30 protein-coding genes are annotated in these 26,383 nt (G+C 68.2%); 19 read left to right on the forward strand and 11 right to left on the reverse strand.

What is annotated here, in order from left to right; all coding sequences use genetic code 11:
* The gene (locus ACEXQC_RS02300; RefSeq protein WP_374817938.1) at positions 1-576 is read right to left on the reverse strand and encodes a hypothetical protein; all 576 of its coding nucleotides are present in this window, start codon (positions 574-576) and stop codon (positions 1-3) included.
* 97 nt (positions 577-673) lie between these two features.
* Here ACEXQC_RS02300 and hisD point away from each other — a divergent pair, with 97 nt between their 5' ends.
* The 6 genes from hisD (at position 674) to ACEXQC_RS02330 (ending at position 4,897) form a co-directional block, all read left to right on the forward strand.
* Positions 674-1,990 carry a histidinol dehydrogenase gene (gene hisD / locus ACEXQC_RS02305; protein WP_374817940.1) on the forward strand — a complete coding sequence of 439 codons (1,317 nt, stop codon included), beginning with the start codon at positions 674-676 and terminating at the stop codon, positions 1,988-1,990.
* A 32-nt stretch (positions 1,991-2,022) separates the two neighbouring features.
* Entirely contained in the window at positions 2,023-2,445 is a 423-nt protein-coding gene (locus ACEXQC_RS02310) for a DUF1801 domain-containing protein (RefSeq protein ID WP_374817942.1), read from the forward strand.
* Positions 2,446-2,465: 20 nt separating this feature from the next.
* A complete protein-coding gene (gene nrdR / locus ACEXQC_RS02315) occupies positions 2,466-2,942 on the forward strand; it encodes a transcriptional regulator NrdR (RefSeq protein WP_374817943.1) in 477 nt (158 codons plus the stop codon).
* Positions 2,939-4,003 (forward strand): quinone-dependent dihydroorotate dehydrogenase, encoded by a 1,065-nt coding sequence (locus ACEXQC_RS02320; protein WP_374817945.1) that lies wholly within the window; start codon positions 2,939-2,941, stop codon positions 4,001-4,003. The genes nrdR and ACEXQC_RS02320 overlap by 4 nt, the downstream gene beginning before the upstream one ends.
* Positions 4,004-4,132: 129 nt before the next feature.
* Positions 4,133-4,381 (forward strand): hypothetical protein, encoded by a 249-nt coding sequence (locus ACEXQC_RS02325; protein ID WP_374817947.1) that lies wholly within the window; start codon positions 4,133-4,135, stop codon positions 4,379-4,381.
* 138 nt (positions 4,382-4,519) lie between these two features.
* Positions 4,520-4,897, forward strand: a complete 378-nt coding sequence (locus tag ACEXQC_RS02330) for a hypothetical protein (protein ID WP_374817949.1) — start codon at positions 4,520-4,522, stop codon at positions 4,895-4,897.
* A 41-nt stretch (positions 4,898-4,938) separates the two neighbouring features.
* Here the strand turns inward: ACEXQC_RS02330 and ACEXQC_RS02335 are convergent, their stop codons facing one another.
* Together ACEXQC_RS02335 and ACEXQC_RS02340 are read right to left on the reverse strand one after the other, a co-directional pair.
* Positions 4,939-5,439, reverse strand: a complete 501-nt coding sequence (locus tag ACEXQC_RS02335) for a MarR family winged helix-turn-helix transcriptional regulator (protein WP_374817951.1) — start codon at positions 5,437-5,439, stop codon at positions 4,939-4,941.
* A 78-nt stretch (positions 5,440-5,517) separates the two neighbouring features.
* A complete protein-coding gene (locus ACEXQC_RS02340) occupies positions 5,518-6,096 on the reverse strand; it encodes a DUF3043 domain-containing protein (RefSeq protein WP_374817953.1) in 579 nt (192 codons plus the stop codon).
* A 36-nt stretch (positions 6,097-6,132) separates the two neighbouring features.
* Between ACEXQC_RS02340 and ACEXQC_RS02345 the strand changes: the two genes are divergently transcribed.
* The 5 genes from ACEXQC_RS02345 (at position 6,133) to ACEXQC_RS02365 (ending at position 11,241) form a co-directional block, all read left to right on the forward strand.
* On the forward strand, positions 6,133-7,590 hold the full coding sequence (locus ACEXQC_RS02345; RefSeq protein ID WP_374817955.1) for a dipeptidase: 1,458 nt from the start codon (positions 6,133-6,135) through the stop codon (positions 7,588-7,590).
* 61 nt (positions 7,591-7,651) lie between these two features.
* Positions 7,652-8,032, forward strand: coding sequence for a HesB/IscA family protein (locus ACEXQC_RS02350; RefSeq protein ID WP_374817957.1), 381 nt, complete (start codon positions 7,652-7,654; stop codon positions 8,030-8,032).
* 159 nt (positions 8,033-8,191) lie between these two features.
* Positions 8,192-9,070 (forward strand): aa3-type cytochrome oxidase subunit II, encoded by an 879-nt coding sequence (ctaC, locus tag ACEXQC_RS02355; protein ID WP_374817959.1) that lies wholly within the window; start codon positions 8,192-8,194, stop codon positions 9,068-9,070.
* Positions 9,071-9,079: 9 nt separating this feature from the next.
* Positions 9,080-10,819 carry an aa3-type cytochrome oxidase subunit I gene (gene ctaD / locus ACEXQC_RS02360; protein ID WP_374817961.1) on the forward strand — a complete coding sequence of 580 codons (1,740 nt, stop codon included), beginning with the start codon at positions 9,080-9,082 and terminating at the stop codon, positions 10,817-10,819.
* Positions 10,820-10,821: 2 nt separating this feature from the next.
* A complete protein-coding gene (locus ACEXQC_RS02365) occupies positions 10,822-11,241 on the forward strand; it encodes a cytochrome c oxidase subunit 4 (protein ID WP_374817962.1) in 420 nt (139 codons plus the stop codon).
* A 91-nt stretch (positions 11,242-11,332) separates the two neighbouring features.
* Here the strand turns inward: ACEXQC_RS02365 and ACEXQC_RS02370 are convergent, their stop codons facing one another.
* From ACEXQC_RS02370 to ctaE, 5 genes are all read right to left on the reverse strand, one after another.
* Positions 11,333-12,475 carry a cell wall-binding repeat-containing protein gene (locus ACEXQC_RS02370; protein ID WP_374817964.1) on the reverse strand — a complete coding sequence of 381 codons (1,143 nt, stop codon included), beginning with the start codon at positions 12,473-12,475 and terminating at the stop codon, positions 11,333-11,335.
* Between the two features lie 322 nt (positions 12,476-12,797).
* Positions 12,798-14,480 (reverse strand): cytochrome bc1 complex cytochrome b subunit, encoded by a 1,683-nt coding sequence (gene qcrB, locus ACEXQC_RS02375; RefSeq protein WP_374817966.1) that lies wholly within the window; start codon positions 14,478-14,480, stop codon positions 12,798-12,800.
* A complete protein-coding gene (gene qcrA / locus ACEXQC_RS02380; RefSeq protein ID WP_374817968.1) occupies positions 14,477-15,547 on the reverse strand; it encodes a cytochrome bc1 complex Rieske iron-sulfur subunit in 1,071 nt (356 codons plus the stop codon). The genes qcrB and qcrA overlap by 4 nt, the downstream gene beginning before the upstream one ends.
* A 57-nt stretch (positions 15,548-15,604) precedes the next feature.
* Complete coding sequence (gene qcrC, locus ACEXQC_RS02385) at positions 15,605-16,399, reverse strand: cytochrome bc1 complex diheme cytochrome c subunit (RefSeq protein ID WP_374817970.1); 795 nt, start codon at positions 16,397-16,399, stop codon at positions 15,605-15,607.
* 47 nt (positions 16,400-16,446) lie between these two features.
* A complete protein-coding gene (gene ctaE, locus ACEXQC_RS02390; RefSeq protein WP_374817972.1) occupies positions 16,447-17,037 on the reverse strand; it encodes an aa3-type cytochrome oxidase subunit III in 591 nt (196 codons plus the stop codon).
* A gap of 142 nt (positions 17,038-17,179) precedes the next feature.
* Between ctaE and trpD the strand changes: the two genes are divergently transcribed.
* Positions 17,180-18,232, forward strand: coding sequence for an anthranilate phosphoribosyltransferase (gene trpD / locus ACEXQC_RS02395; protein WP_374817974.1), 1,053 nt, complete (start codon positions 17,180-17,182; stop codon positions 18,230-18,232).
* Here the strand turns inward: trpD and glpK are convergent, their stop codons facing one another.
* Together glpK and ACEXQC_RS02405 are read right to left on the reverse strand one after the other, a co-directional pair.
* Positions 18,233-19,747, reverse strand: coding sequence for a glycerol kinase GlpK (gene glpK, locus ACEXQC_RS02400; protein ID WP_374817976.1), 1,515 nt, complete (start codon positions 19,745-19,747; stop codon positions 18,233-18,235).
* Between the two features lie 3 nt (positions 19,748-19,750).
* Positions 19,751-20,470 carry an MIP/aquaporin family protein gene (locus ACEXQC_RS02405; RefSeq protein WP_374818845.1) on the reverse strand — a complete coding sequence of 240 codons (720 nt, stop codon included), beginning with the start codon at positions 20,468-20,470 and terminating at the stop codon, positions 19,751-19,753.
* Between the two features lie 222 nt (positions 20,471-20,692).
* Here ACEXQC_RS02405 and dhaK point away from each other — a divergent pair, with 222 nt between their 5' ends.
* From dhaK to ACEXQC_RS02440, 7 genes are all read left to right on the forward strand, one after another.
* Positions 20,693-21,694: a dihydroxyacetone kinase subunit DhaK gene (dhaK, locus tag ACEXQC_RS02410; RefSeq protein WP_374817977.1), complete on the forward strand. Its 1,002-nt coding sequence runs from the start codon at positions 20,693-20,695 to the stop codon at positions 21,692-21,694.
* Between the two features lie 10 nt (positions 21,695-21,704).
* Positions 21,705-22,352: a dihydroxyacetone kinase subunit DhaL gene (gene dhaL / locus ACEXQC_RS02415; RefSeq protein WP_374817978.1), complete on the forward strand. Its 648-nt coding sequence runs from the start codon at positions 21,705-21,707 to the stop codon at positions 22,350-22,352.
* Between the two features lie 2 nt (positions 22,353-22,354).
* On the forward strand, positions 22,355-23,104 hold the full coding sequence (gene dhaM / locus ACEXQC_RS02420; RefSeq protein ID WP_374817980.1) for a dihydroxyacetone kinase phosphoryl donor subunit DhaM: 750 nt from the start codon (positions 22,355-22,357) through the stop codon (positions 23,102-23,104).
* 78 nt (positions 23,105-23,182) lie between these two features.
* Positions 23,183-23,548 carry a hypothetical protein gene (locus ACEXQC_RS02425; RefSeq protein ID WP_374817983.1) on the forward strand — a complete coding sequence of 122 codons (366 nt, stop codon included), beginning with the start codon at positions 23,183-23,185 and terminating at the stop codon, positions 23,546-23,548.
* A gap of 54 nt (positions 23,549-23,602) precedes the next feature.
* Positions 23,603-23,974 carry an iron chaperone gene (locus ACEXQC_RS02430; protein ID WP_374817985.1) on the forward strand — a complete coding sequence of 124 codons (372 nt, stop codon included), beginning with the start codon at positions 23,603-23,605 and terminating at the stop codon, positions 23,972-23,974.
* Positions 23,971-24,792: a DNA adenine methylase gene (locus ACEXQC_RS02435; RefSeq protein WP_374817987.1), complete on the forward strand. Its 822-nt coding sequence runs from the start codon at positions 23,971-23,973 to the stop codon at positions 24,790-24,792. The genes ACEXQC_RS02430 and ACEXQC_RS02435 overlap by 4 nt, the downstream gene beginning before the upstream one ends.
* Positions 24,793-24,843: 51 nt before the next feature.
* Positions 24,844-25,422 carry a GNAT family N-acetyltransferase gene (locus tag ACEXQC_RS02440; RefSeq protein WP_374817989.1) on the forward strand — a complete coding sequence of 193 codons (579 nt, stop codon included), beginning with the start codon at positions 24,844-24,846 and terminating at the stop codon, positions 25,420-25,422.
* A 37-nt stretch (positions 25,423-25,459) separates the two neighbouring features.
* Here the strand turns inward: ACEXQC_RS02440 and ACEXQC_RS02445 are convergent, their stop codons facing one another.
* Positions 25,460-26,374 carry an FMN-binding negative transcriptional regulator gene (locus ACEXQC_RS02445; RefSeq protein ID WP_374817991.1) on the reverse strand — a complete coding sequence of 305 codons (915 nt, stop codon included), beginning with the start codon at positions 26,372-26,374 and terminating at the stop codon, positions 25,460-25,462.
* Between the last annotated feature and the right edge of the window lie 9 nt (positions 26,375-26,383).

Raw genomic sequence — 26,383 nt, forward strand, 5'->3', positions numbered from 1 at the left:
CTACGGCTGCGCGTCGCCCAGGTAGCGGGCGACGGCCTGTTCGTAGCGGGCAGCCAGACGGGCCGCGGTGGTGTCGGGGTCCTCGTCCTTCGGTGTCGAGCGGGCGGTGGAGCGGGAACTCAGCTCGTGCTCGATCGTGTCGAGCAGGCCCGCGTCGGCCTGGGGCAGCCACTCGATCGCGGGGACCCCGTATGTGCGCGTCTGCTCCTGCCCGAGGTCGCGGAATCCGCGGGTGCCCCAGGAGTGCGCCGCGATGAGCGACCAGGGCACGAAGCCGGGAACGCGCACCCGAGCATCCGGCGCCGGGCTGCATGCCCACGCGTAGATCGCGATCGACAGCCAGGTGCGGCGACCTGCGTGCGTCAGGTACACGCCAGTCAGGCCGCGCTCGGCGTCGAAGAGCACCTCGGTGCCGTCGCGTTCGAGCAGCAGGCTCGCCACCGCCATCTGCACAGGACCCCAGGCCTCCTTCACGGTGAAGCCCGAGTCGAGCAGCGGCAGAACGATCTCGCGAGCCCCGCTCTCGATCGTCGCCAGCACCCGTGCCGGGTCGTCGTGCTTCTCGATCGCGCTCACGGTCGAACCCTACCGGCGCCGAGAGGGAGGTCGCGGAGGGATTGAGGCGACGGGCGGGACGGGCGGGAGGGACCGGACTGGGTAGGCTGGAACGGCCATGATCAAGACCATCGACCTGCGCGGCCAGACGCCCAGCCGCTTCGAACTCGCCACCCTCGTCCCGCGCCCCGACACCGACGTGTCGGTCGCCACCGAGGCGGCCACCGCCCTCATCGAGGCCGTGCGCCGAGACGGGCTCGTCGCCCTCCGCGAGCAGTCCGAGCGCTTCGACGGCGTGGCACCCGAGCACGTGCGCGTACCGCAGTCGCACATCGACGAGGCCGTCGCGGGCCTCGACCCCGCCGTGCGCGAGGCCCTCGACGAAGCCATCGTGCGGGTTCGCAAGGCCACCGCCGCGCAGATCCCCCCGGCGCGCACCACCACCCTCGCCGAGGGCGCCGTGGTCGAGCAGCGTTGGCAGCCCGTCGAGCGCGTCGGCCTCTACGTGCCAGGCGGCAAGGCCGTCTACCCGTCGAGCGTCGTCATGAACGTGGTGCCCGCTCAGCTCGCGGGTGTCGGATCGCTCGCCATCGCCTCCCCTCCGCAGAAGGAGTTCGGCGGTCGTGTGCACCCCACCATCCTCGGCGCCGCCGGCCTCCTCGGTGTCACCGAGGTCTACGCCATCGGGGGAGCGGGCGCGGTGGGCGCCCTCGCCTACGGCGTGGAGGAGATCGGCCTCGACCCCGTGCAGGTCATCACGGGCCCCGGCAACGTCTTCGTGGCGGCCGCCAAGCGACTCGTGCGCGGCGTCGTGGGCATCGATTCCGAGGCCGGCCCCACCGAGATCCTCGTGATCGCCGACGAGAGCGCCGACCCCGAGTTCGTGGCCGCCGACCTCGTGAGCCAGGCCGAGCACGATGAGCTCGCCGCCGCCGTGCTCGTCACCGACTCGCTCGCCCTCGCCCAGAACGTGATCGCGGCCCTCGAGCGGGTCGCCTCGAACACCAAGCACGCCGAACGCGTGGCGATCGCCCTCGACGGCCCCCAGTCGGCCATCGTGCTCGTCGACACGATCGAGCAGGCCGCCGCGGTGAGCAACGTCTACGGCCCCGAGCACCTCGAGATCCAGACGAGGGATGCGGATGCCACGCTCGCCCTCCTCACCAACGCCGGCGCCGTCTTCGTGGGCGCCTACTCGCCCGTGAGCCTCGGCGACTACCTCGCGGGCTCCAACCACGTGCTGCCCACGGGCGGGCAGTCCCGCTTCTCCTCGGGCCTCGGCGCCTACACCTTCCTCCGCCCCCAGCAGATCGTGCGCTACGACCGCCCCGCGCTCGAGGCCGTCGCCTCCCGCATCGTGGCGCTCTCCGCCGCCGAGAACCTCCCGGCCCACGGCGACGCCGTCACCGCCCGCTTCACCCCGCCCGCCACCTGACGCCGCCCTCCCACGTCGGCTACCATCCCGTCATGCGCGAGAACTCCACCCGCTCCACCGACGCCGACGTCACAGGGTTCCTCGACGCCGTCGCCGACCCGCGCCGCCGCGAGCAGGGTCACCGGCTGCGAGAGCTGCTCACCGAGCTCACCGGTCACGAGGCACGGATGTGGGGTCCGTCCATCGTCGGTTTCGGGTCATCCCCCTACACGAACTCCGCGGGCACCCACGACTGGTTCACGGTGGGCTTCTCGCCCCGCAAGGCGGCACTCACGCTCTATGGAGTGCACAACGACTACGGCCCACCCGACCCGCTGCTCGAGCAGCTCGGGCCGCACACGACAGGCAAGGGCTGCCTCTACGTGAAGCGGCTCGACGCCGTCGACCTCGACGTGCTGAGCGCGATCGTGCGGGCGGCATATATGCGGGCGGCCGACGACACGGCAGGGCACTGAGCCGGTACTCTTGACCTGCCATGTACTGCCCTTACTGCCGCTACCCGGATTCCCGCGTCGTCGACTCCCGCACCACCGACGACGGCCTCGCCATCCGCCGACGCCGCCAGTGCCCCGACTGCGGTCGCCGTTTCAGCACCACCGAGACCGCGAGCCTCAGCGTGATCAAGCGCTCGGGCGTGGTGGAGCCGTTCAGCCGCGAGAAGATCGTGAGCGGAGTGCGCAAGGCCTGCCAGGGCCGGCCGGTCACCGACAGCGACCTCGCCGTGCTCGCGCAGCGGGTGGAGGAGACGGTGCGACTCTCCGGGGCGGCCCAGATCGACGCGAACGACATCGGTCTCGCCATCCTGCAGCCCCTCCGCGAGCTCGACGAGGTGGCGTACCTGCGGTTCGCGAGCGTCTACCAGGCCTTCGACTCGCTCGACGACTTCGAGAGCGCCATCACCCTCCTGCGCGTGGAGCACGAGCAGGCCCACGACGACACTCCCGCCGAGTGACGGGCGCCTACGACCTCCTCTTCCGGCACGTGCTGTCGAGGATGGATCCCGAGCGGGCGCACCACCTGGCCTTCTCCGTGATCGAGGCCATCCCGAGGCTCCGGCTCGAGCGACCGTTCGCCCGCTTCACGTCGCCCAGGGTCGGCTCCACCGAGGTCGACCTCTCTGTCCGCACGCTCGGCCTCCGCTTCCCGACCCCCTTCGGCCTCGCCGCGGGGTTCGACAAGGATGCCAAGGGCATCCGCGGTTTCGGAGCGCTCGGCTTCGGCCACGTGGAGGTCGGCACCATCACCGCGCGCGCCCAGCCGGGCAATCCCCGCCCCCGCCTGTTCCGCCTCGTCGCCGACCGCGCGGTCATCAACCGCATGGGCTTCAACAACGGGGGAGCGGCTGGCGCGTCGCTCCGCCTGGCCCGGGTGCGCTCGCACCGTCATCCGCGCCCCGTCATCGGCGTCAACATCGGAAAGAGCCGAGTGGTCGAGGTCGAGAACGCCATCGACGACTACCTGCAGAGCGCCCGCGCCCTCGCCCCGCTCGCCGACTACCTCGTGGTGAACGTCAGCTCGCCCAACACCCCGGGCCTCCGCGGGCTCCAGGAGCTCGACCGGCTCGCTCCACTGCTCGAGGCCGTCAAGGCACAGGCGGGATCGACCCCGCTGCTGGTCAAGATCGCCCCGGACCTGGCCGATGACGACGTGCGCGACATCGCCCGGCTCGTGGTCGAGCTGCGGCTCGACGGCATCATCGCCACCAACACAACCCTCTCCCGCGCCGACCTCGCCTCCGACCCCTCACTCGTCGAGGCCGCAGGGGCCGGCGGTCTCTCCGGGGCCCCGCTCGCCGCTCGCTCTCTCGCCGTGCTCGCCCTCATCCGCAGCGTCGTGCCTGCAGACCTGTGCGTCATCTCGGTGGGCGGTGTCGACACCGCGGCCGACGTGCAGCAGAGACTCGACGCCGGTGCCACCCTCGTGCAGGGCTACACGGCCTTCCTCTACCGCGGCCCGTTCTGGGCTCGCAGTATCAATCGTGGGCTCGCCCGCTTGCGTCGCCCGGCCGGCTGAGTCGTCGCGAGAGCACACCATGATGGGGGTCGGGGGCCCGAGAAGCAACCCTCGTGCGGAGCCGAGCGGCGGGCGTACAGTGAGGGCTCTCCCCACCAGCACTGGACAGCCATGACACTACGACGGCTCGTGCTGAACGAGCGAGACTACATCCTCGACGGCCCCGCCGCCGATCGCGCGGCGTGCGACATCCTCGCGGCCGTCAGGCACGGCGGCGACTTCGTGCAGCTCGCCTCGGTCACGGACACCCGCACGAAGGTGCTCATCACCTCCTCGACCTCGGTCAGGTTCGAGACCATCCCGCCCGCTCCCGTCGGTGACGACGGCGTGGACGGGGAGCTGCCGTGGGAGTTCTACGACCTCGACTTCACCGACTGAATCCATACTCGTCCGAGCAATTCCTGTCAAGGCTCCACCTGCGGGGTCGCCGATCCCTAGACTTCTGGAAGACATCGCATCGACGAGTGCGGTGTTCGATGGATCGGGTTCTGGGGACCCTGCCAGAAAGGGGCGGTCATGCCGTTTCGCACCAAGGAGACCCTCGAGAAGTGGGCGGCCGAATTCGTGTCGCCGGGAAAGCCGATCGAGGGCGTCGTCGATGTGCTCATGCACGATGGGGATCCGGGGGAGGACACCGGTCTCGTCGTGGTGCGCCTGCGCAATGCCACCACCGAGGTGCACCTCGAGCCCACGGCCCCCGGCAGCCCCACCTGGCACGTCATCTTCGGCCCTCGCGACACGTACTTCGCTCTCGGTGTCGCCGGGTTGCGGGAGCTGTCCGAGGAGCTCGCCGTCGCGGCCGACCTGTGCGCCTACCTCGAGCTCAGGTCGCTCGAGGCGCTGCACGCTCTGAACCAGGTTCCCACCGCGCCCGACGCCCTCCCGACCGTCTGATGCGCGTCGCCGTCCGCGAGACGGGCGCTAGACCGGTCGCTCTATCGACGGTCTGAGGGATCGATGGTCTCCGCGGCGGCGGCCAAGTCGCGGAAGAACCTCTCGAGCAGCTGAGCGTCGTCGGCCCCGAGGGCTGCGAAGACTCCGCTCACCAGCTCGGGGTCGTCGTGCGAGGCGACCACGTTCAGGCCCTCCTCCGTCACGCTGAGGCGCAGACCCCTCCGGTCCTCCGGATTCGGGGTCCTGGCAGCGAGCCCGCGCTTCTCGAGGCGATCGAGGAGCACGGTCACCGAGGCGCTCGTGATGCCGAGCCGGTTGGCCAGATCCTTCGGACCGATGGGCCGATCGCCCTTCGCGGAGTCGCGGAGCAGGCGCATGGCCGCCAGGTCGTTCTCCTTGAGCCCCGACTGCTCGGTGAGCCGCCGCAGGAGCTTCGCTTCGGAGAGCCTCAGGTCGCTGAGCGTCGCGAGCACTCTGACGGCGTCATCCGTTGCAGCGGTGTCGTCGCTCATCAGCCAGGCCGTGCGTCTTTCCTCGTTCATCCGGTTCATCCCTGGAGAACGCTACCCCGGGACGAGCGGAACCGCTCTCGACGCGCACGAGCAACCGACCCCGACGGATCAGCTCGGGTACTGCCCGCGCTTGACCTGGGGCTTCGGCAGCCGCAGGCGGCGGAACTGCAGCGCGCGCATCGTGGCGTACCAGCGGGTGCCGCGCTCGATGTTGTCGGCGCCGAACTTCTCGCGCAGCTTCTTGAGCAGCAGGAACCCGAGCAGCACGCAGTCGCCGATGACGATCAGCACGAAGGCGTAGAGGCCGAGCATCACGCCCGACTGCACCTCGGGTGCGGGCACGAGGGTGAGCAGGATCACGACGAACATGATCGGGATGAGGAACTCGCCGATGTTGAACCGGGCGTCGATGTAGTCGCGCACGTACCGGCGCTGGGCGCCCTTGTCACGTGCGGGGAGGTAGCGGTCGTCGCCGTTGGCCATGCCGATGCGCGCCTTGTCGCGCGCCTCCTGCTGCTTGCGCTTGAAGTCGCGACTCGCCTCTTTGCGGTCGGTCGGCACGAGCGGGCGGGCGTTCGCCGCCTCGCGCTCCTTGCGGGTGGGAGTCGCACGACCCTTGCCGGTCGTCGGCGACTCCTCCACAGGCGCGTCGATGATGGTCTGCGGGGTGCTCGTCTTCTTCGCCACGGTGTCCTCGTTCGTCGGTCTCTTAAGATTACCTGCATGACAGACAGCAGTGGCTCCCAGTTCTCCCAGGTAGGCGACGACGTCCCCGCCGGCACTCCCGAGGCGCGGCTCGCCCAGGAGGCGCGGCTGGCCGAGGAGGTGCGTCTCGGCCTGCCCGCGAGCATCGCCGAGCTGAGCGGCCTCGTGCGCATCCCCTCGGTGTCGTGGAGCGCCTTCGATCCGGCCCATGTCGCCACGAGCGCAGAAGCGGTCGCCGGGCTCGCCCGCGAGACGGGGGTCTTCGAGACCGTCGAGATCCTGCAGGCCTCCACCGAGACGGGGGAGAAGGGCCAGCCCGCGGTGCTCGCCACACGCCCGGCCACCAACGGCCGGCCCACGATCCTCCTCTACGCGCACCACGACGTGCAGCCCCCAGGGCAGGAGGTCGACTGGGAGTCGCCGCCGTTCGAACCCACCGTGCGGGGCGACCGCCTCTACGGCCGGGGTGCTGCAGACGACAAGGCGGGCGTCATCTCGCACCTCGCCGCGGTCCGCGCCCTCCGAGCCGTGCTGGGAGACGACTTCGATCTCGGTCTCGTGCTCTTCATCGAGGGCGAGGAGGAGTTCGGCTCCCGCTCGTTCGCCGACTTCCTCGAGACGCACCGCCAGAAGCTCGCGGCCGACGTCATCGTGGTGGCCGACTCCGACAACTGGAACACCGAGACGCCGTCGCTCACCATCAGCCTGCGCGGCAACGTCACGTTCCGGCTCACGGTCTCCACTCTCGCGCACGCCTCCCACTCCGGCATGTTCGGGGGGGCGGTGCCTGATGCGATGCTCGCGGCGTTCCGGCTGGCCGCATCATTCCACGACGAGCACGGTTCCGTCGCCGTCGAGGGCCTCACCTCGCGCGCCGTCGAGACGCCGGAGTACTCCGACGAGAGGCTGCGGAGTGAGGCCGGTCTGCTCGAGGGGGTCACGCCCATCGGCACCGGATCCGTGCTGTCGCGGCTCTGGGCCCAGCCCGCCATCACGGTCACCGGCATCGACGCGCCGTCGGTGGCCAACGCCTCCAATACGCTCATCCCGAGCGTGGCACTCCGCGTGAGCGCCAGGATCGCCCCCGGTCAGGACCCGCAGGAGGCCTACAAGGCCCTCGAGGCCCATGTGCGCGCGCACGCGCCGTTCGGCGCGCAGGTCGCGTTCGACGACGTCGACACCGGGAGCCCCTTCCTCGTCGACACGTCCGGCTGGGCGGTGACGGCGGCGAAGGATGCGATGCGCGACGCGTGGGGCGCCGAGCCCGTCGAAGCCGGCATCGGCGGCTCCATCCCGTTCATCGCCGATCTCGTGCGGGTGTTCCCCGAGGCGCAGATTCTGGTCACGGGTGTCGAGGATCCGCACACGCGCGCGCACAGTCCCAACGAATCGCTGCACCTCGGCGTCTTCCACAGGGCCATCGGCACCGAGGCCCTCATGCTGCTGCGCCTGAACGACCGCACCGGGAATAACTGATCCGACCCGCAGGTTGCCGGAGTTAGACTTCCCCCATACTTCCGAAGCGAATGGAGTGAACATGAGCGACTCAACGCTGACAGCCACCGAGACCGAGACGGTCCTCGAGGCTCCCGCCCACAAGGTCGGCATCACCCCGGCCGCGGGCACGAAGGTCAAGAACCTCCTCGAGCAGGAGGGTCGCGACGACCTGCGCCTGCGTGTGGCCGTGCAGCCGGGCGGCTGCTCCGGCCTCATCTACCAGCTCTACTTCGACGAGCGCATGCTCGACGGTGACAACGTGGTCGACTACGACGGCGTGGAGGTCATCGTCGACAAGATGAGCGTCCCCTACCTCGAGGGCGCCACGATCGACTTCGAAGACACCATCCAGAAGCAGGGCTTCACCATCGACAACCCGAACGCCGGCGGCAGCTGCGCGTGCGGTGATTCCTTCCACTAGGAAGCGCATCGTGAGAAGGGCCGTCCCGCATCGGGGCGGCCCTTTCTGCGTGCGTACCACAGGCCGATCCGGTGCGCCTGTGGCGTCCGCGGGGAAATCGACAGAGTAGGCTAGGAGAAGGTCAAATACACTGTGGTGTAGCTTCCCGAAAGGTCTGTGGTGCGCTCTAACCGACGTCTCCGATGGGCTGCGATCCCTCTCGCAGTCGCACTGTCCGTTGTCCTCGCGGGGTGCTCGCAGGAGCAGCTCCAGGGCTGGCTCCCCACCGAGCCGGGCACCACGAACAACGTCGACCGGGTCATCGGACTCTGGGTCACGTCGTGGATCGTCCTGCTCATCGTGGGTGTGATCACCTGGGCTCTCACCATCTGGGCGATCGTGGTCTACCGCCGCCGCAAGGGCCAGACCGGTCTGCCGGCGCAGCTGCGCTACAACATGCCGATCGAGATCTTCTACACGATCGTGCCCCTCATCCTCGTGCTCGGCTTCTTCGCCTTCACCGCTCGTGATCAGGACGCCATCGAGGCCGCGTACGACGACCCCGAGGTCACCATCCAGGTGTTCGGCAAGCAGTGGGCGTGGGACTTCAACTACGTCGACGAAGACGTCTACTCCGCCGGTGTGCAGGGTCAGGAAGACCCCGACGACGCCAACGGCAACCTCGTCGAGTCCGAGATCCCCACGCTCTACCTGCCCGTCGGCAAGACCGTCGAGGTGCAGCTCGAGTCGCGAGACGTCATCCACTCCTTCTGGGTCATCGACTTTCTCTACAAGAAGGACATGCTGCCCGGCAAGACGAACTACATGTACGTCACTCCGGAGCGCGAGGGCACCTTCACCGGCAAGTGCGCCGAACTCTGCGGCGAGTACCACTCCATGATGCTGTTCAACGTCAAGGTGGTCTCCCAGCAGGAGTACGACTCCTACATCGACTCCCTCCGCGCCGCAGGCCAGGAGGGCCAGCTGGGCCACGAGTACGACCGCAACCAGAACCTGCCGGGCATCGGTACGCCCGCACACAGCGAAGAAGAAGAGTAGGAACGCGAGATGACTGCAACCGTCGACGTCACGCCGGCCGCATCACCGGCCCCCCTTCCCACTCCGTCGAAGACCGTGGGCCGCAAGGGCAACATCCTGGTCAAGTGGATCACCTCCACCGACCACAAGACCATCGGGTACATGTACCTGATCTCGTCGTTCATCTTCTTCTGCCTCGGCGGAGTGATGGCCCTGGTCATCCGTGCGCAGCTGTTCGAGCCCGGTCTCGAGCTGCTGCAGACGAAGGACCAGTACAACCAGCTCTTCACCATGCACGGCACGATCATGCTGCTGATGTTCGCGACGCCGCTGTTCGCGGGCTTCGCCAACGCGCTCATGCCGCTGCAGATCGGTGCTCCGGATGTCGCGTTCCCGCGACTCAACGCCTTCGCGTTCTGGCTGTTCCTCTTCGGATCGATGATCGCCGTCTCGGGCTTCCTCACCCCTCAGGGTGCGGCCTCGTTCGGATGGTTCGCCTATGCGCCACTGTCGTCGACGACATTCACACCAGGTGATGGTGGAAACCTCTGGGTCTTCGGGCTGGGGCTCTCGGGCTTCGGCACCATCCTGGGTGCGGTCAACTTCATCACGACGATCATCACGCTGCGTGCTCCCGGCATGACCATGTTCCGCATGCCGATCTTCACCTGGAACATCCTCGTGACCTCGATCCTCGTGCTCATGGCCTTCCCGGTGCTCGCCGCCGCGCTCTTCGCGCTCGGTGCGGACAGAGTCTTCGGGGCGCACATCTACGACGCGGCCAACGGTGGTGTGCTGCTCTGGCAGCACCTGTTCTGGTTCTTCGGGCATCCGGAGGTCTACATCATCGCGCTGCCGTTCTTCGGCATCGTCTCCGAGGTGTTCCCTGTCTTCAGTCGCAAGCCGATCTTCGGCTACAAGACGCTGATCTACGCCACGATCTCGATCGCGGCCCTGTCGGTCACGGTGTGGGCGCACCACATGTACGTCACCGGATCGGTGCTGCTGCCGTTCTTCGCGCTCATGACGATGCTCATCGCGGTGCCGACGGGTGTGAAGATCTTCAACTGGATCGGCACCATGTGGCGGGGCTCCGTCACGTTCGAGACGCCCATGATCTGGGCCATCGGCTTCCTCATCACGTTCACCTTCGGTGGACTGACCGGTGTCATTCTCGCGTCGCCGCCGCTCGACTTCCACGTCTCCGACACGTACTTCGTGGTGGCGCACTTCCACTACGTGGTGTTCGGCACCGTGGTGTTCGCTATGTTCTCCGGCTTCTACTTCTGGTGGCCGAAGTGGACGGGCAAGATGCTCAACGAGCGTCTCGGCTACTGGCACTTCTGGCTGCTGTTCATCGGCTTCCACACCACGTTCCTCATCCAGCACTGGCTCGGTGTCATCGGCATGCCTCGTCGATACGCCACGTACCAGCCTGAAGAGGGCTTCGAGTGGATGAACCAGCTCTCCACGATCGGCGCGTTCGTGCTCGCGGCCTCGATGATCCCGTTCTTCCTGAACGTGTACATCACGGCCCGCAAGGCGCCCAAGGTCACGGTGAACGACCCGTGGGGCTACGGTCGCTCGCTCGAGTGGGCCACCTCGTGCCCGCCCCCGCGCCACAACTTCACCTCGATCCCGCGCATCCGCTCGGAGTCGCCGGCGTTCGACCTCAACCACCCCGAGGCCGGCATCCCCGTCGGCGTCGGACCGGCGAAGGATGCGCCCGACGCCCCCACCTACGACGTCTCGCAAGGCAAGGTCAAGTAACCATGAGAGCCAACACCAATCTCTTCTGGATCCTGTTCTTCTTCATGCTCCTGGCCGCCGCGGCCTACACGGTCTGGTCGTTGATCTACTTCGACGGCCAGGTGGAGTGGGTCGGAACGGTGGGGATCGGCCTCGCGGCCATCCTCTCGGCGTTCCTCGCGTTCTACCTGGGGCGCGTGCACAAGTCTCAGGGCGGTGAGCTGCCCGAGGACCGCCTCGACTCCAACATCGACGACGGCGACCCCGAGATGGGCTTCTACAGCCCGTGGAGCTGGTGGCCGATCATCCTCGCGGGTGGTGGAGCCATGCTCATGCTGGGCCTCGCGGTCGGCTTCTGGCTCTGCTTCATCGCCGGAGCCATCACCTTGGTAGCCGTAGTCGGCTGGGTCTACGAGTACTACCGCGGCTACTTCGCCCGCTGACCCACCCCCAAGACCAACGAAAGGCCCCGCACTCAGGTGCGGGGCCTTTCTTGTCTTGTACCGGGCTCGTCTGAGCCCTCGCGGGGGAGTGCTACGAGCAGCGGGGGAGGTTCTCGAGGTTGGCGTCGAGGCTGGCCGGTCCGCCCAGAAGGACGATGTGGTTCGGCTTGAGTGCGCGTACCTGAACGGCGACTTCATCTGCCACGCAGTTCTTGCGCACCAGCAGGATCGGCGCGCCCTTGACACCCGCGAGGACTCCGCCAGCCAGCGCATCCGGATAGTTCGCACCGGTCGCGAAGTAGATCGTATCGACAGGGCTGGTGTGGTTCGCCGCAGCGATGTTCGCGGACACGATGAATCGATCATCGCCCTCGATGCGAGTGAGGCTGCCGGTGACTGTCTTGAGATCGGCGGCCACACCGGCGGAGAGCGTGTCCTCCCCTCCGAAGACCGTGGTGGTGGTGACCCCGCGGGATGTCAGGAGTGCCTTCTCGTCGGTCGTCAGGACGGTCGCTTCTCCGTTGACGAGCAGGACCGGTGTCTTGATCTTCGCGGCCGCGGGGCTCGCGCTGAGTGCGTCGGGGAACTTCAGGCCACTCGCCACGTAGATGCTGGTCGAGGGCATGGCCCCGAACTGGGGATGAGTGATGAGCGCTCGCGAGACGGCGAACCGGTCGGCGCCGCCGATGCGGGTGACAGTAGCGTTGTTGCTCATGTTCTCGAGCTGGCGGACGAGCTCCGGCTTCAAGGATGCCTCTCCTCCCACCACCACGATGTTGGCCGGTTCGAAGCCGTTGACCACGTTGTACACGTAGTTCGGGAGACCGGTGGACGTGGCCAGAACGAGAGGGGCATTGCGCTGAGCCGCGATGGCGGATGCGCTGAGGGCATCGGAGTAGTTCTCGCCACTGGCCACATAGACCACAGGCGCCGTACCAGGGGCCACCTGCTGGGCCACGTTGGCGGCGACGTCGTAGCGGTCCTCACCATGGATGCGCTCGACGATGGAGCCGGTGGGCACGATGTCCATCACGCAGCTCTTGACGCCCGCTCCGCCGTCCGACTGGCTGAAGGACATGGTGAAGGAGAAGCTCCCCACCTTTGTGGGTGCCCCGACGATCCTGGGGCTCAGGTGGTCTCGAGGAACCAGGGCCAGACCATCGGGAAGCGCGCCCGCCGAGATGGTGGCGTCGTAGCCGGCACCCTGCTCGCCGTCCAGCACCTCGAAGGCCATGGGGGTATTGATCTTCGTGATCTGTGGCGGGCACATCATGAGGCCGGGGCCAGAGCTCTGCACAGTGGAGGCGGCTGACGGAGCAGCGATCGCCGTGGTCAGTGCTACTGCGGCGAGGGTGGTGGATGCGAGAAGGGTTGTGCGGCGTCTCGTCCGCGCGGGTCGGGTGTGATTCATGGGTCTGGCTCTCTGATCGGGGAATGGTCCATGAACAGAGTGCGGCCGTTTGCAGGCGCGGAGTTATGAGCAGTTGGTACTCACGCCGGGACGACGGAGGGCCCGCACACCGGGGTGTGCGGGCCCTCTGGGGGAGCGGGGTGGGCTACTTGAGGCCCGGGCCCTGCTCCAGGGAGTGGTCGGTGCCGTCGCCGTGGGTGCCGTGCGCGCCGTGGCCCGCGTCGAGCTCCTGCTGCTGGGCGGGGGAGATCCTGTCTTCGAAGAACCAGTGCGAGACCGCGGAGCGGAAGCGCATGAGACCGGTGATCTGACCCTTGGAGTTGGGGCGGATCATGATCGGCTCGTACGATTCGTAGTCCACGAGACGCCAGCGCTCGTAGTCGTCGACCTGCTCGTGCACCTCGATGTACTCGCCACCGGGCAGTCGCACGATGCGGCCGGACTCGAAGCCGTGCAGCACGATCTCGCGATCCTTCTTCATGAGCGCGATGCAGATGCGCTTCGTGACGAAGTAGGCGATGAACGGCCCGATCACGACCCACGCCTGGATGGCATGGATGACGCCCTCGATCGACAGCTGGAAGTGCGTGGCCATGATGTCCGACGACGCCGCGGCCCAGAGGCCGGCGTAGAAGGTGACACCGAAGGCGCCGATCGCGGTGCGGGTGGGGGCGTTGCGCGGGCGGTCCAGGATGTGGTGCTCGCGCTTGTCGCCGGTGACCCAGGCCTCGATGAACGGGTAGGCCGCGACACCACCGAGCAGCGCCAGCATGGCGATGACCGGGATGATGATGTTGAACGACCACGTGTGGTCGAGCCACACGAACTCCAACCCCGGCGGGATCAACCGCAGGGCGCCGTCGGCGAAGCCGATGTACCAGTCGGGCTGCGTACCCGCCGACACCGGTGAGGGGTCGTACGGCCCGTAGTTCCAGATCGGGTTGATCGTGAAGAACGCGGCCATGAGGGCGATGACGCCGAACACCAGGAAGAAGAATCCACCGGCCTTCGCCGCGTACACGGGGAGGATCGGGTAGCCCACGACGTTGTTGTTCGTGCGACCGGCACCGGCGTACTGCGTGTGCTTGTGCACGATCACGAACACGAGGTGCAGCGCGATGAACGCCACGAGGATCGCCGGCAGCAGCAGGATGTGCAGCGTGTACAGACGCCCCACGATCGCCGTGCCCGGGAACTCGCCTCCGAAGAGGAGGAACGACGTCCACGTGCCGATGAAGGGGATGCCCTTCGTCAGACCGTCGATGATGCGGAGGCCGTTGCCCGAGAGCAGGTCGTCGGGCAGCGAGTAGCCGGTGAAGCCCTCGGCCATCGCCAGGATGAAGAGCAGGAAGCCGATGACCCAGTTGAGTTCGCGCGGCTTGCGGAACGCTCCCGTGAAGAACACGCGCAGCATGTGCAGGCCGATGGCCGCGATGAACAGCAGCGCCGCCCAGTGGTGGATCTGCCGCACCAGCAGGCCGCCGCGCACATCGAACGAGATGTGCAGCGCCGACTCCATGGCCGCCGACATCTCGACGCCCTTCATGGGCACGAACGCACCGTCGTAGTGCGTCTCGACCATGGAGGCCTGGAAGAAGAACGTGAGGAACGTACCGGAGAGGATGATGACGACGAAGCTGTAGAGCGCCACCTCACCGAGCATGAACGACCAGTGGTCGGGGAAGATCTTGCGACCGAACTCCTTGACCACGGCCGAGATGCTCGTGCGGTCCTCGATGTAGTTCGACGCGGCTGCGGTCAGTCCACCGCTCTTCGGCTTCGCACGGGCGTCGCCCTGCGAGTCGGTCCTGTCGATCGTGCTGGTCATGAACGCTCCCAGAAGCTAGGGCCGACAGGCTCGTTGAAGTCACTGCGAGCCACGAGGTAGCCCTCGGAGTCCACCTCGATCGGGAGCTGGGGGAGTGCGCGCTTGGCCGGTCCGAAGATGACCTCGCACTCCTTCGTCACGTCGAACGTCGACTGGTGGCACGGGCAGAGCAGGTGGTGCGTCTGCTGCTCGTAGAGCGCCACCGGGCAGCCCACGTGCGTGCAGATCTTCGAGTAGGCCACGATGCCGTCGTAGGCCCAGTCCTCGCGACCCGCGCTCGGGTTGAGGTCCTCGGGGTTGAGGCGCATGAGCAGCACGGCCGCCTTGGCCTTCTGCTCGAGCAGGTCCTCGCGCTCGTTGAGGCCCTCGGGGATGATGTGGAAGACCGAGCCGATCGTCACATCCGACGCCTTGACGGGGATGCCTGAGGGGTCGAGCGTGAGGCGCGAGCCCTTCTTCCACATGGTGTGGCTCAGCAGCTCGATGGGGTCCTCGTCTTGAGGGGCCCATCCGCGGAAGAGCACGAGGCCGGGCAGCGGGAAGGCCACGATGGCGCCGATGAGGCTGTTGCGGATGAGCGTGCGACGCCCGAAGCCTGACTCCTGGTCGGCCTCGTGGAAGATCTCGACGGCACGGTCACGAGTGGCCTGGGTGCCGCGGATCGGGTGGCGCTCGTCGACGCCCTCCTTGTCGGCCATGAGCGCCTTGCCCCAGTGCACGGCACCGAGACCGATCCCGAACAGCGCGAGGGCGGAGCCTAGACCGATGAACAGGTTGTTCAGACGGATCGACGCGATGTCTCCGTCTTCCATCGGGAACGCCATGTAGGCCGCGAGAGCGAAGATGCTCCCCGCGATCGACAGGTAGAACAGGGTGTAGACCGTGCGCTGCGCGTGCTTGGCCTTCTTGGGGTCGAGATCCGTGACGCGCTTGCGGTGGGGCGGCTCGCCCGGGTTCACCACATCGGAAGCAATGACCGCGGTGCTGGTCGAAGCAGCTCGACTCGTCTCGACGGCCGACGAATCGGAAGCGGCAGTATCGTGACCGCTCACCTCGTCATGTGCCATTGTTCTCCCTTTCGAGCTTGCTGTTGTGTGCTGTGCCTGTGTTCACGTCGGCCGCGGCTAGTTCGACTTCGCGGTCAGCCAGACCATGAGGCCGATGATCGCGCCGAGTCCGAAGATCCAGACGAAGAGGCCCTCCGCCACCGGGCCGAGCGAACCGAGCTCGTAGCCTCCGGGGGACGGGTTGTCCTCGATGTACTTGAGGTACGTGATGATGTCGCGCTTGTCTTCCGGCGACAGGTTGTCGTCGTTGAAGACAGGCATGTTCTGCGGGCCCGTGAGCATGGCCTCGTAGATGTGCGTGGCGAGCACGCCGGTGAGCTCGGGGGCGTACTTGCCCTCGGTGAGCGCACCGCCGGCGCCGGCGACGTTGTGGCACATGGCGCAGTTGATGCGGAACAGCTCGCCACCGTGGGCGGCGTCGCCGTCGCCCTGCAGGAGGCTCTCGTCGGGGATGGCGGGGCCGGGGGAGATGGAGGCGACGTAGGCCGCGAGGGCCGCCGTCTGCTCGTCGTTGAACTGCGTGGGCTTCTGCATGGCCTGCGGGCCCTGCATCGCCATCGGCATACGACCGGTGCCGACCTGGAAGTTGACGGATGCTGATCCGACACCGATCAGGGAGGGGCCGTCAGGCGTGCCCTCGAGGCTCATGCCGTGGCAGGTGGCGCAGTTCGCGGCGAAGAGCTTCTCGCCCTCGTCGATCACCGCCTGGCTGGTGACCTCGGTGTCGGCGGATGCGGTGGTGGTGCTGCTGAACGCCGCGTAGCCACCGCCGGTGACGACAAGGCCGATCGCAATCAGCACGACGGTCGCCAGGGGGTGGCGTCTGCCTGCTTTCCTGCTCGTGCGGGCCATGCTCTCTACTCTCTTTCGGTGCATCGGGTGGATCGGGCCGGTGTGCGTTATTTCAGCACGTAGATCACGAGGAACAGGCCGATCCAGACCACGTCGACGAAGTGCCAGTAGTACGACACCACGATGATCGAGGTCGCTTCCTTGTGACCGAAGTTCTTGACCGCGAACACGCGGCCGAGCATGAGGAGCATGGCGATGAGGCCGCCGGTGACGTGCAGGGCGTGGAAACCGGTGGTGAGGTAGAAGGCCGATCCGTAGGCGTCGCTGTTGAACATGACCCCCTCGGAGACGAGGGTCGCGTACTCGAGCACCTGGCCGCTGACGAAGATGGCGCCGAAGGCGTAGGTGAGGAACAACCACTCGGTGACGCCCCAGTCCTTGGGCTTCCAGCTCGTGCGCTTGGCCTGGCCGCGCTCGGCGGCGAACACGGCGAACTGGCACCAGAAGGAGGAGATCACCAGGATGATCGTGTTGACGAGCGCGAACGGCACGTTGAGGATGGAGGCCTGCTCGGCCCACGCTCCCGGGTTGGTGCTCCGCAGGGTGAAGTAGATGGCGAAGAGGCCCGCGAAGAACATGACCTCGCTGCCGAGCCACACGATGGTTCCCACCGCCACGATGTTGGGGCGCTGGACCATGGGGGCACTCTGAGTCTGGGTCAATGAGCTGCTCGTCACTGTTCCATTATGACCGATTTCCCAGCCTGGTTTTGCAAAGGGGCGCGCTCGGGCGGCTGCATCGGCGTGTCCCGCCCGGGCGACGCCCCATAGGATCGTCCGTATGGCTGAAACACGTTCCTGGCCCGGGATGATCTCCCACCTGCTGACCGGATCCGATCTCTCGATCTCGGAGGCCAGCTGGGCCATGAACAAGGTGATGCTAGGGGAGGTGACTGAAGCTCAGCTGGCAGGTTTCCTGGTGGCGCTGAGAGCCAAGGGCGAGACCGTCGACGAGATCGTGGGCTTCAGGGATGCGATCCTCGAGCACGCTCTGCCCATCGACGTCGATCCGTTCGTGCTCGACATCGTGGGCACGGGAGGCGATCGCTTCGGCACCGTCAACGTCTCGACCATGGCCTCGATCGTGGCCGCCGCGAGCGGGGTGCCCGTGCTCAAGCACGGCAACAAGGCGGCGAGCTCGCTCTCCGGGTCATCGGACGTGATGCGCTCGCTCGGGATCGACATCGACATCGAGCCGCAGCGGGTGGCGGAGGTGCTGCTCGAGACGGGCATCTCGTTCGCGTTCGCCTCGAAGTTCCACCCCGGGTTCAAGAACGCCGCCGTCGTGCGCGGCGAGCTCGGAGTCCCCACGGTCTTCAACTTCCTGGGCCCGCTCTGCAATCCGGCCCGCGCCGAGGCGTCGGCGGTGGGGGTCGCGCACCTCGACAGGGTGCCGCTCATCGTGGGCGTGTTCCAGACCCGCGGGGCGACTGCGCTGGTGTTCCGGGGCGACGACGGGCTCGACGAGCTCACCACCACGGGCCACAGCCACATCTGGGAGGTCTCCCGCGGCTCCGTGAAGGAGCACGACCTCGACCCCCGGGACCTCGGCCTCAAGCGCGCCGACATCGAGGACCTGAAGGGCGCCGACGCCGCCTACAACGCCGAGGTGGTGCGCCGCGTGGTCTCCGGCGAGCACGGCCCCGTGCGCGACATGGTGCTGCTCAACGCCGCGGCGGGCCTCGTGGCCTTCGCCCTCGCCACCGACCCCACCGAGGTGGACCGGGGCATCGTGGATCGCCTGCGCGAGAAGATGGCGGTGGCCGAGGCCGCCATCGACTCAGGGGCGGCAGCGGCGAAGCTGGAAGACTGGATCACCGCCACCAACCGCTGATCAGTCGACGTCGGCGTCGACCCAGTCGAGGGTTTTGGTGACGGCCTTCTTCCAGTTGCGGTAGAGGCGGTCGCGCTCGGCATGCTCCATGGAGGGCTCCCAGCGGGAGTCCTCCTGCCAGTTGGCCCGCAGCTCGTCGAGGTCGGCCCAGTAGCCCACCGCCAGGCCAGCAGCGTAGGCAGCGCCCAGCGCGGTCGTCTCCGCCACGACCGGGCGGATGACCGGCACGTCGAGGATGTCGGCCTGGAACTGCATGAGCAGGGTGTTGGCGATCATGCCGCCGTCGACCTTGAGCTCCGTGAGGGGCACTCCGGAGTCGGCGTTGACGGCCTCGAGCACCTCCTTGGTCTGGAACGCCGTGGCCTCCAGTGCCGCACGGGCGATGTGGCCCTTGTTCACGTAGCGGGTGAGGCCCACGAGGGCGCCCCGCGCATCCGCTCTCCAGTACGGCGCGAAGAGGCCGGAGAACGCGGGCACGAAGTAGGCGCCGCCGTTGTCGTCCACCGTCTTCGCGAGCGCTTCGATCTCGGGTGCCGAGGCGATGAGCCCCAGGTTGTCGCGCAGCCACTGCACGAGCGACCCGGTGACGGCGATCGAGCCCTCGAGCGCGTAATGCGGGGCGTCGTCACCCAGCTTGTAGCCGAGGGTCGTGAGCAGCCCGTTCTTCGACTTCACGATCTCGGTGCCCGTGTTGAAGATGAGGAAGTTGCCGGTGCCGTAGGTGTTCTTGGCCTCGCCGGCGTCGAACGCCGCCTGGCCGAAGGTGGCGGCCTGCTGGTCGCCGAGGATGCCCGCCACGGGCACCTCGCGGAGCAGCGAGGAGGTGTGCACGGTGCCGTAGACCTCGGAGGACGACCGGATCTCGGGCAGCATCGACTTGGGCACGCCGAAGACCTCGAGGATGTCGTCGCGCCACTCGAGCGTCTCGAGATCCATGAAGAGCGTGCGCGAGGCGTTCGTGACATCCGTGACGTGCACACCGCCGTCGACCCCGCCCGTGAGGTTCCAGAGCACCCAGCTGTCGGTGGTGCCGAACAGCAGGTCGCCGGCCTCCGCCCTCTCCCTGGCGCCCTCCACGTTCTCCAGGATCCAGACGATCTTGGTGCCCGAGAAGTAGGTGGAGAGGGGGAGGCCCACGATGTCCTTGAACCGTTCGGCGCCTCCGTCGGCGGAGAACCTGTCCACGATCTCCTGCGTGCGGGTGTCCTGCCACACGATGGCGTTGTAGACGGCCTCGCCGGTGTTCCTGTCCCACACCACCGCGGTCTCCCGCTGGTTGGTGATGCCCACGGCCTTCACGTTGTGACGCGTGATGTTGGCCTTCGAGAGGGCCTGACCGATGACCTCGCGCGTGTTGTCCCAGATCTCCTTGGGATCGTGCTCGACCCATCCCGCCCTCGGGAGGATCTGCGTGTGCTCGAGCTGGCCGGTCGACACGATCGAGCCGGAGTGATCGAAGACGATCGCCCTCGTGCTCGTCGTGCCCTGGTCGATCGCGATGATGTAGTCGGACATGGATCAGGTGAGGATCGGCAGCAGCGGGATGGCCGCGAGACCGGCGAGCACGCCACCGATGATGGGGCCCACGATCGGCACCCACGAGTAGGACCAGTCGGACGTGCCCTTGCCCTTGATCGGGAGCAGAGCGTGAGCGATGCGGGGTCCGAGGTCACGGGCAGGGTTGATGGCGTAGCCGGTGGGGCCACCGAGGGATGCACCGATCGCGATCACGAGCAGCGCCACGGGCAGAGCACCGAGGGCCGCGAGACCGCCGCCGTCTCCCTGACGACCGAAGCCGATCACCACGAACACGAGCACGAACGTGCCCACGATCTCCGTGACGAGGTTCCAGCCGTACGAGCGGATCGCGGGGCCGGTGGAGAACACGCCGAGCTTGTTGGCCGCCTCCGGCTCCTCGTCGAAGTGCTGCTTGTAGGCCAGCCACACGAGCACCGCACCGATGATCGCACCGATGAGCTGCGCACCGATGTAGGCGATGACCGAGAGGGCGTTCACCTCGACGGCGGTGGCCTCCGATCCGAAGGTCTCCGCACCGTTGGCGACGAGACCGAGGGTGACCGCAGGGTTGAGGTGGGCGCCTGAGGCGTAGGAGACGATCACGCCGGAGAAGACCGCGAGGCCCCAGCCGATGGTCACCATCAGGAATCCGCCGTTGAAGCCCTTGGTGCGCACGAGCGCCACATTCGCCACGACGCCGCAGCCCAGGAGCACCAGCATCGCCGTGCCCACGAGTTCCGAGAGGAAATCGATACCGAGATTGTCCACGTTGACCTTCCTTCGCACTGTACGGCCACCGAATGCGGCCACCGAGGTGATCGGTACTTCACAATATCCCCAGCGTCTTGCCAGGTATACGACGAAACGGCGTAGATTTGCACCGGATGGCCCGGCACGGGCACCCGTCGCGAGCGACGAACGCTCGATCGAAGGGACAGGTCAATGAAGAAGCTCATCAACGATCCGAAGAACGTGGTCGACGAGGCGGTGGCCGGCTTCGAAGCCGCCCACGGCGACATCGTGACCGTCTCGCACGACCCGATCTACATCGCCCGCAAAGATGCGCCGGTGGCAGGCAAGGTCGGCATCGTCTCTGGCGGTGGCAGCGGGCACGAACCCCTGCACGGCGGCTTCGTGGGCTACGGCATGCTCGATGCCGCGGTTCCCGGCCCCGTGTTCACCTCGCCCACCCCCGACCCCATCCTCGCCGCCACGAAGGCCGTGGACTCCGGGGCGGGCGTGCTGCACATCGTGAAGAACTACACGGGCGACGTGCTCAACTTCGAGACCGCTGCGGATCTGGCCGCCGCCGACGGCGTGGAGGTGCGCACGGTCGTGATCGACGACGACGTGGCGGTGAAGGACTCGCTCTACACCGCGGGCCGCCGCGGCGTGGCCGGCACGGTGCTGGTGGAGAAGATCGCCGGAGCCGCCGCCGAGCGCGGCGACGCGCTCGACGCGGTGGCCGCCGTGGCGGAGAAGGTCAACGCGCAGGTGCGCACGATGGGTGTGGCCCTCACGCCGTGCGTCGTGCCGCACGCGGGGGAGCCGAGCTTCACGCTCGCCGACGACGAGATCGAGATCGGCATCGGCATCCACGGCGAGCCGGGTCGCGAGCGCATCAAGCTGGCCCCCGCCGACGAGATCGTGGACCGCCTGCTCGGGCCGGTGCTGGAGGATCTGCCGTTCGCCTCGGGCGACAAGGTGCTGCTGCTCGTCAACGGCATGGGAGGCACGCCCCAGGTGGAGCTCTACATCGTGTTCCGGCACGCGGCGGAGGTGCTCGCCGCCCAGGGAATCGAGGTCACGAGGAGCCTCGTGGGCAACTTCGTGACCTCGCTCGAGATGCAGGGTGTCTCGATCTCGGTGCTCAAGCTCGACGACGAGCTCACCGAGCTGTGGGATGCGCCCGTGCAGACGGCCGCTCTGCGCTGGGGACGGTAGGGTTTCGCGGATGACACTGGGCATCGACTGGACGACCGACTGGATCAGGCGGAGCGCCGCCGTGATCGCGGAGCACCGCGGTGAGCTCATCACCCTCGATCGCGAGATCGGCGACGGAGACCACGGCGAGAACCTCGACCGCGGCTTCACCGCCGTGCTCGCCAAGCTCGACGACCTGCCGGCTGACTCCTCGCCCGGCGACGCGCTGAAGATGGTGGCGACGACGCTCATCTCCACCGTGGGCGGCGCCTCAGGGCCCCTGCTCGGCACGGCCTACCTCAAGGCGGCCGGTGCCGTGGGCCAGGCGAAGGAGCTCGACGGCGCCGCCGTGGTGGCCCTCCTCACCGCGGCGCGCGACGGCGTGGTGCTGCGCGGCAAGGCCGAATCCGGCGACAAGACGATGATCGACGCGTGGACACCCGCCGTGGAGGCCGCTGCGGCAGCCCAGGCGGAGGGGCTCGCCGAGCGCGCCATCCTCGAGGCCGCCGCGACCGCCGCCGAGCAGGGCGCCGTGGCCACCGAGCCGCTCGTGGCCCGCAAGGGTCGCGCGAGCTACCTCGGCGACCGGGCGATCGGGCACCGCGACCCCGGTGCGCAGTCGTCGTCGCTCCTGCTCCGCGCCGCGGCCGACGCGGCCGCCGACGCCGCGGGGGAGTGACGATGAGCGGCACCTCCGGCAAGGTCGGGATCGTCTTCGTCTCGCACAGCTCCAAGATCGCCGAGGGGCTCGTGGAGCTCGCGGCGCAGATGGCGGAGGGCAGCACACTCGTGGCGGCCGGAGGCACCGACGAGGGCGGCATCGGAACGAGCTTCGAGAAGGTCTCCCAGGCCATCGGTGCGGCCGATTCCGGTGCGGGCGTCGCGGTGTTCTGCGATCTCGGATCCGCCATCCTGACCGCCGAGACGGCACTCGACTTCCTCGACGACGACGTGCGCGAGCGCGTGCGCATCGTCGATGCGCCGCTCGTGGAAGGCGGCGTGGCCGCGGCGGTCGCGGCGGAATCGGGAGCGTCCCTCGACGAGGTCGTGGCCGCGGGCGAGACGGCGAACGGCGGTGGGGAGACCGGTGACGGTGCACCCGCCGAGAGCGGCGCGGTCTCCCGTGATGGTGGAGCGTCCGCCGATCCGGCCGTTCCCGCCCCGGCGACTGCGGCCGGCTACTCCCGCTCCGTCTCGATCGTGAATCGCGACGGCCTGCACGCACGTCCCGCCGCCGAGTTCGTGAAGCTCGCGGGCACCTTCGATTCGAAGGTCACGGTCAATGGCAGGGATGCGCGGAGCCTGCTCGGGATCATGGCCCTCGGACTCACCAAGGGGAGCACCGTGGAGCTCGCGAGCGCCGACCCCGACGGCCGTGCAGCAGTCGACGCGTTGGCCGATCTCGTCGAGACGGGGTTCGGCGAGGAGTGAGCGCACCGGATTCCGTGCGAAAATGATGAGTTGGGGAATCGCACCACGACACCGGGGATCGAGAGGATCACAGACACCATGGCAAGCAGCGCAACGAAATGCCCGACGTGCGGGAAGTCGGTGCCCGTCGGCCTCGTCTCCCAGACGATCCTCCAGCACGACGACCGTCACGGTCAGCGGTGCCCGGGGTCCGGCCAGTTCCCCGCGCAGTCCGCGACTCGGGCCGCCTCGGCGGCATCCGCCGGATCCGCCCCGCGGGCGGCCAAGAAAGCGGCGACGAGCCCGCCCACCAAGGGTGGCGTGACCGTGCGCCGCGTGGAGGTCGACCCCGAGGTGCTCCGCGAGCGCCAGGAGCGCTCCGAGCGACTGCGCCAGGAGCGCGCCGAGGCCGCACGCGACCGCAACGACGTCAACGTCTCGTACTTCGACGGCCCGGGGGCCTGACCCAGCGTTCACGGCCCCTGCCGACCGGCCCGGGCCCCTGAGAGAGGTGGCATCGTGGCCGATCCGACATTCGAGACCGTCGAGGAGTACATCGCATCGTTCCCGCCCGAGGTGGGTTCGGCGCTCGAGCAGCTCCGAGCTCTCCTGCTCGAGGCGCTGCCCGATGCGACGGAGTCGATCAGCTACGGCATGCCGACGTACGCCTACGGCGGCAAGAACCTCACGTTCTTCGCGGGGTGGAAGGCGCACCTCGCGCTCTACGGCGTGCACTCCTTCGACGACGACACTCGGCTGGAGAAGCTGGTCGCTCCTTACCGCTCCGGCCAGGACACACTCAAGTTCTCGCTCGCGAAGCCGCTGCCGACCGAGCTCATCACGCGCGTCGTCACCGCGCTGAGGACGAAGCGGATCGCGTCGCGCCGGTGACGGGACGCGGTCGCAGCGGCGGTCCCCGTCGCGGTCGCAGCGGCGATCGGGCCAGCCGGCGCATCGATCCGCCGTACTTCGACACCGTGGCCGCACGCCGACGCGCCCGCCTGGTGGCGGAGATCGCTCCCGAGGGACTGCGTGGCTTCGTGGAGCCGTACCTCGACGGCGGGGCGACGGCGCTGGCGGTGCTGCAGCGGCTCCCCGAGGTGTCGGTCACCCTGGCGAGCACGGTCGACGACATCGTCACGACCTGGGAGGTGGTGCGCGACGATCCGGAAGCCCTGATCGGGGCGGTGCGCTCGTTCGTCGAGGGCCACTCCGACGCGCAGTTCCTGGCCGTGCGAGGGCAGGGGAGCGGCTCCCCTCTGGAGCGGGCCGCTCGCTTCTGCTACCTCCGCGGGGCTGCGGCACCGGATGCGCGCGGCCGGCCTCCTCGTGCCGTCGACAGTGCCCTGCCCGGGCGGGATGCGGTGGTGTTCGACGAGGCGAACCTGCGGGCACTCTCGGCGCTGCTGGCGCGGTCGGACGTTACTCTCGTGCGGGCGTCGCCCTTCGCCCTGCTGCCGCGGGTGCAGGACGAGGACCTCGTGTACCTCGACACCCTGATCGCTCAGGCGGAGGACGGCGACGGCGGCGATCCGACGCGGGGCCCCGCTGCTGACCGCGAGGTGCGGAGTCTCGTCGGTGCCATCACTGCCAGGGGCGGCTTCGCCGTGGCCCCCGCGGACCTCGCGGGGCTCACGCCGGTGCACGACGAGCTGTGGGGGAGCGGCAACCTCAAGCGCGCTCTCGCCCGCGAGGCGACCGACCGCTGACCGCTCGGACCACGCATTGCCCACTCACTCCGGCGGTGGCAGGGTGTCGTCATGGTGATCGAGGTGCGCCCCGCGACGGTCTTCGCCGATGTGCAGACGATGGTCGGACCGAAGCGCGCCGACGCGAACGTGTGCTGGTGCCTGAGCTATCGCATCCCGTCGAAGGAGAACCAGGCGCTGCGTGGCCTGGCGCGCGGCGCACGGGTGCAGCAGCTCGTGGAGGAGCGGCCGCCGCCCGGGGTGCTCGCCTACGACGGCGACGACGTGGTGGGGTGGGCGGCGATCCATCCGCGGGCCGACACCACCTTCGCCCGCAACCGGAGGATCCCGCACGTCGACGACCGCGATGTGTGGTCGCTCTGGTGCGTGCGGGTGCGCCCCGGCCATCGGGGCTCGGGCATCTCGCGCGCCCTCGTCGCCGGCGCGGTGGAGTTCGCCTTCGCCCAGGGCGCCCCCGCCGTGGAGGGCTACCCGGTCGACAACGCGGGCGAGAAGGTCGACCTCACCATGGCGTACGTCGGTACGAGGAGCCTCTTCGAGAAGGCCGGCTTCACGAAGGTGTCCGACACGGAATCGGTGCTCAACGGCTTCCCTCGCGTGATCATGAGGCTCGAAGCGCCTGCGACGTAGGCGCGCCAACCGGAGCGGCTCGCGCCGCCGGCCGGATTCAGACCTGCTTGGCGCGCTCCGCGATCTGCGTGCGGATCGCCTCCTGGTCGACGTCGATCTCGCCCACGTCGTCCGGCCCGCCTTCTCCGGGCACCGAGATGACCGCGGAGCTGTCGACCTCGGGGTCGTCGAGGTGTGCGGAGCTGCGCGGATCGGCCTGCGCCTCCTCCGTCTCGCGCCCGCTCCCGGGGCTGTAGCTCATATCCTTCTTCACGGTGTCGTCGTCGTTACCACTCTGAATGCCCATGTCCCCGACGATACGACTCCGCTCCGCCCCTGCAACCCCCCTTGCCACACCCTCCATGCGGGTGGCGAGGGCGGGGGAGGCGTAGGGGCCAGGGCGGCGGAGGGCGGCGATGACGCGGGAGACGACCTCGGCGGGCTTGTCCTGGCTGAGCTTCTCCTTGGCCTCGACGCGCGCGACCCGCAGTCGGAAGCCCACGGTGCCGTGCACGATCCGCTCGGCGTAGGCGGTGTTCTCGGCGCTCCGGTGCAGCAGGAACGGATTCGGCTGGTCGCGCTCGAAGTGCTCGACGAGGCGATCGAGCACCAGGAGGTTCTCCTCGTCGCCCAGGATCTCGGGGGTGCCGTGCAGGTGCGCACTCACGAAGTTCCAGGTGGGCACGGCGGGGGAGTGCTCGTACCAGCCGGGCGAGATGTAACCGTGAGGGCCCTGGATGACGACGAGGATCTCGTGCGCACCGAGCTCGTGCAGCCGCTCGTCCGGTCGGCCGACGTGGCTCACGAGCACGATGGCCTCGGGGTCGTCGTCGTGTTCGAGGATCACCGGGTAGTGCGAGGCCACGAGTCCGCGGCCGGGCACGTGGCTCACGATGGTGGCCCACGGGTGCTCCCGGATGAGCTCCTTGAGGCGCGCGACGTCGTGCAGCGCGTAGTCGGCGTTCGATCTCATCGTGGGCCC

It is taken from the genome of Herbiconiux liukaitaii (assembly GCF_041927495.1).
Lineage (GTDB): Bacteria > Actinomycetota > Actinomycetes > Actinomycetales > Microbacteriaceae > Herbiconiux > Herbiconiux liukaitaii.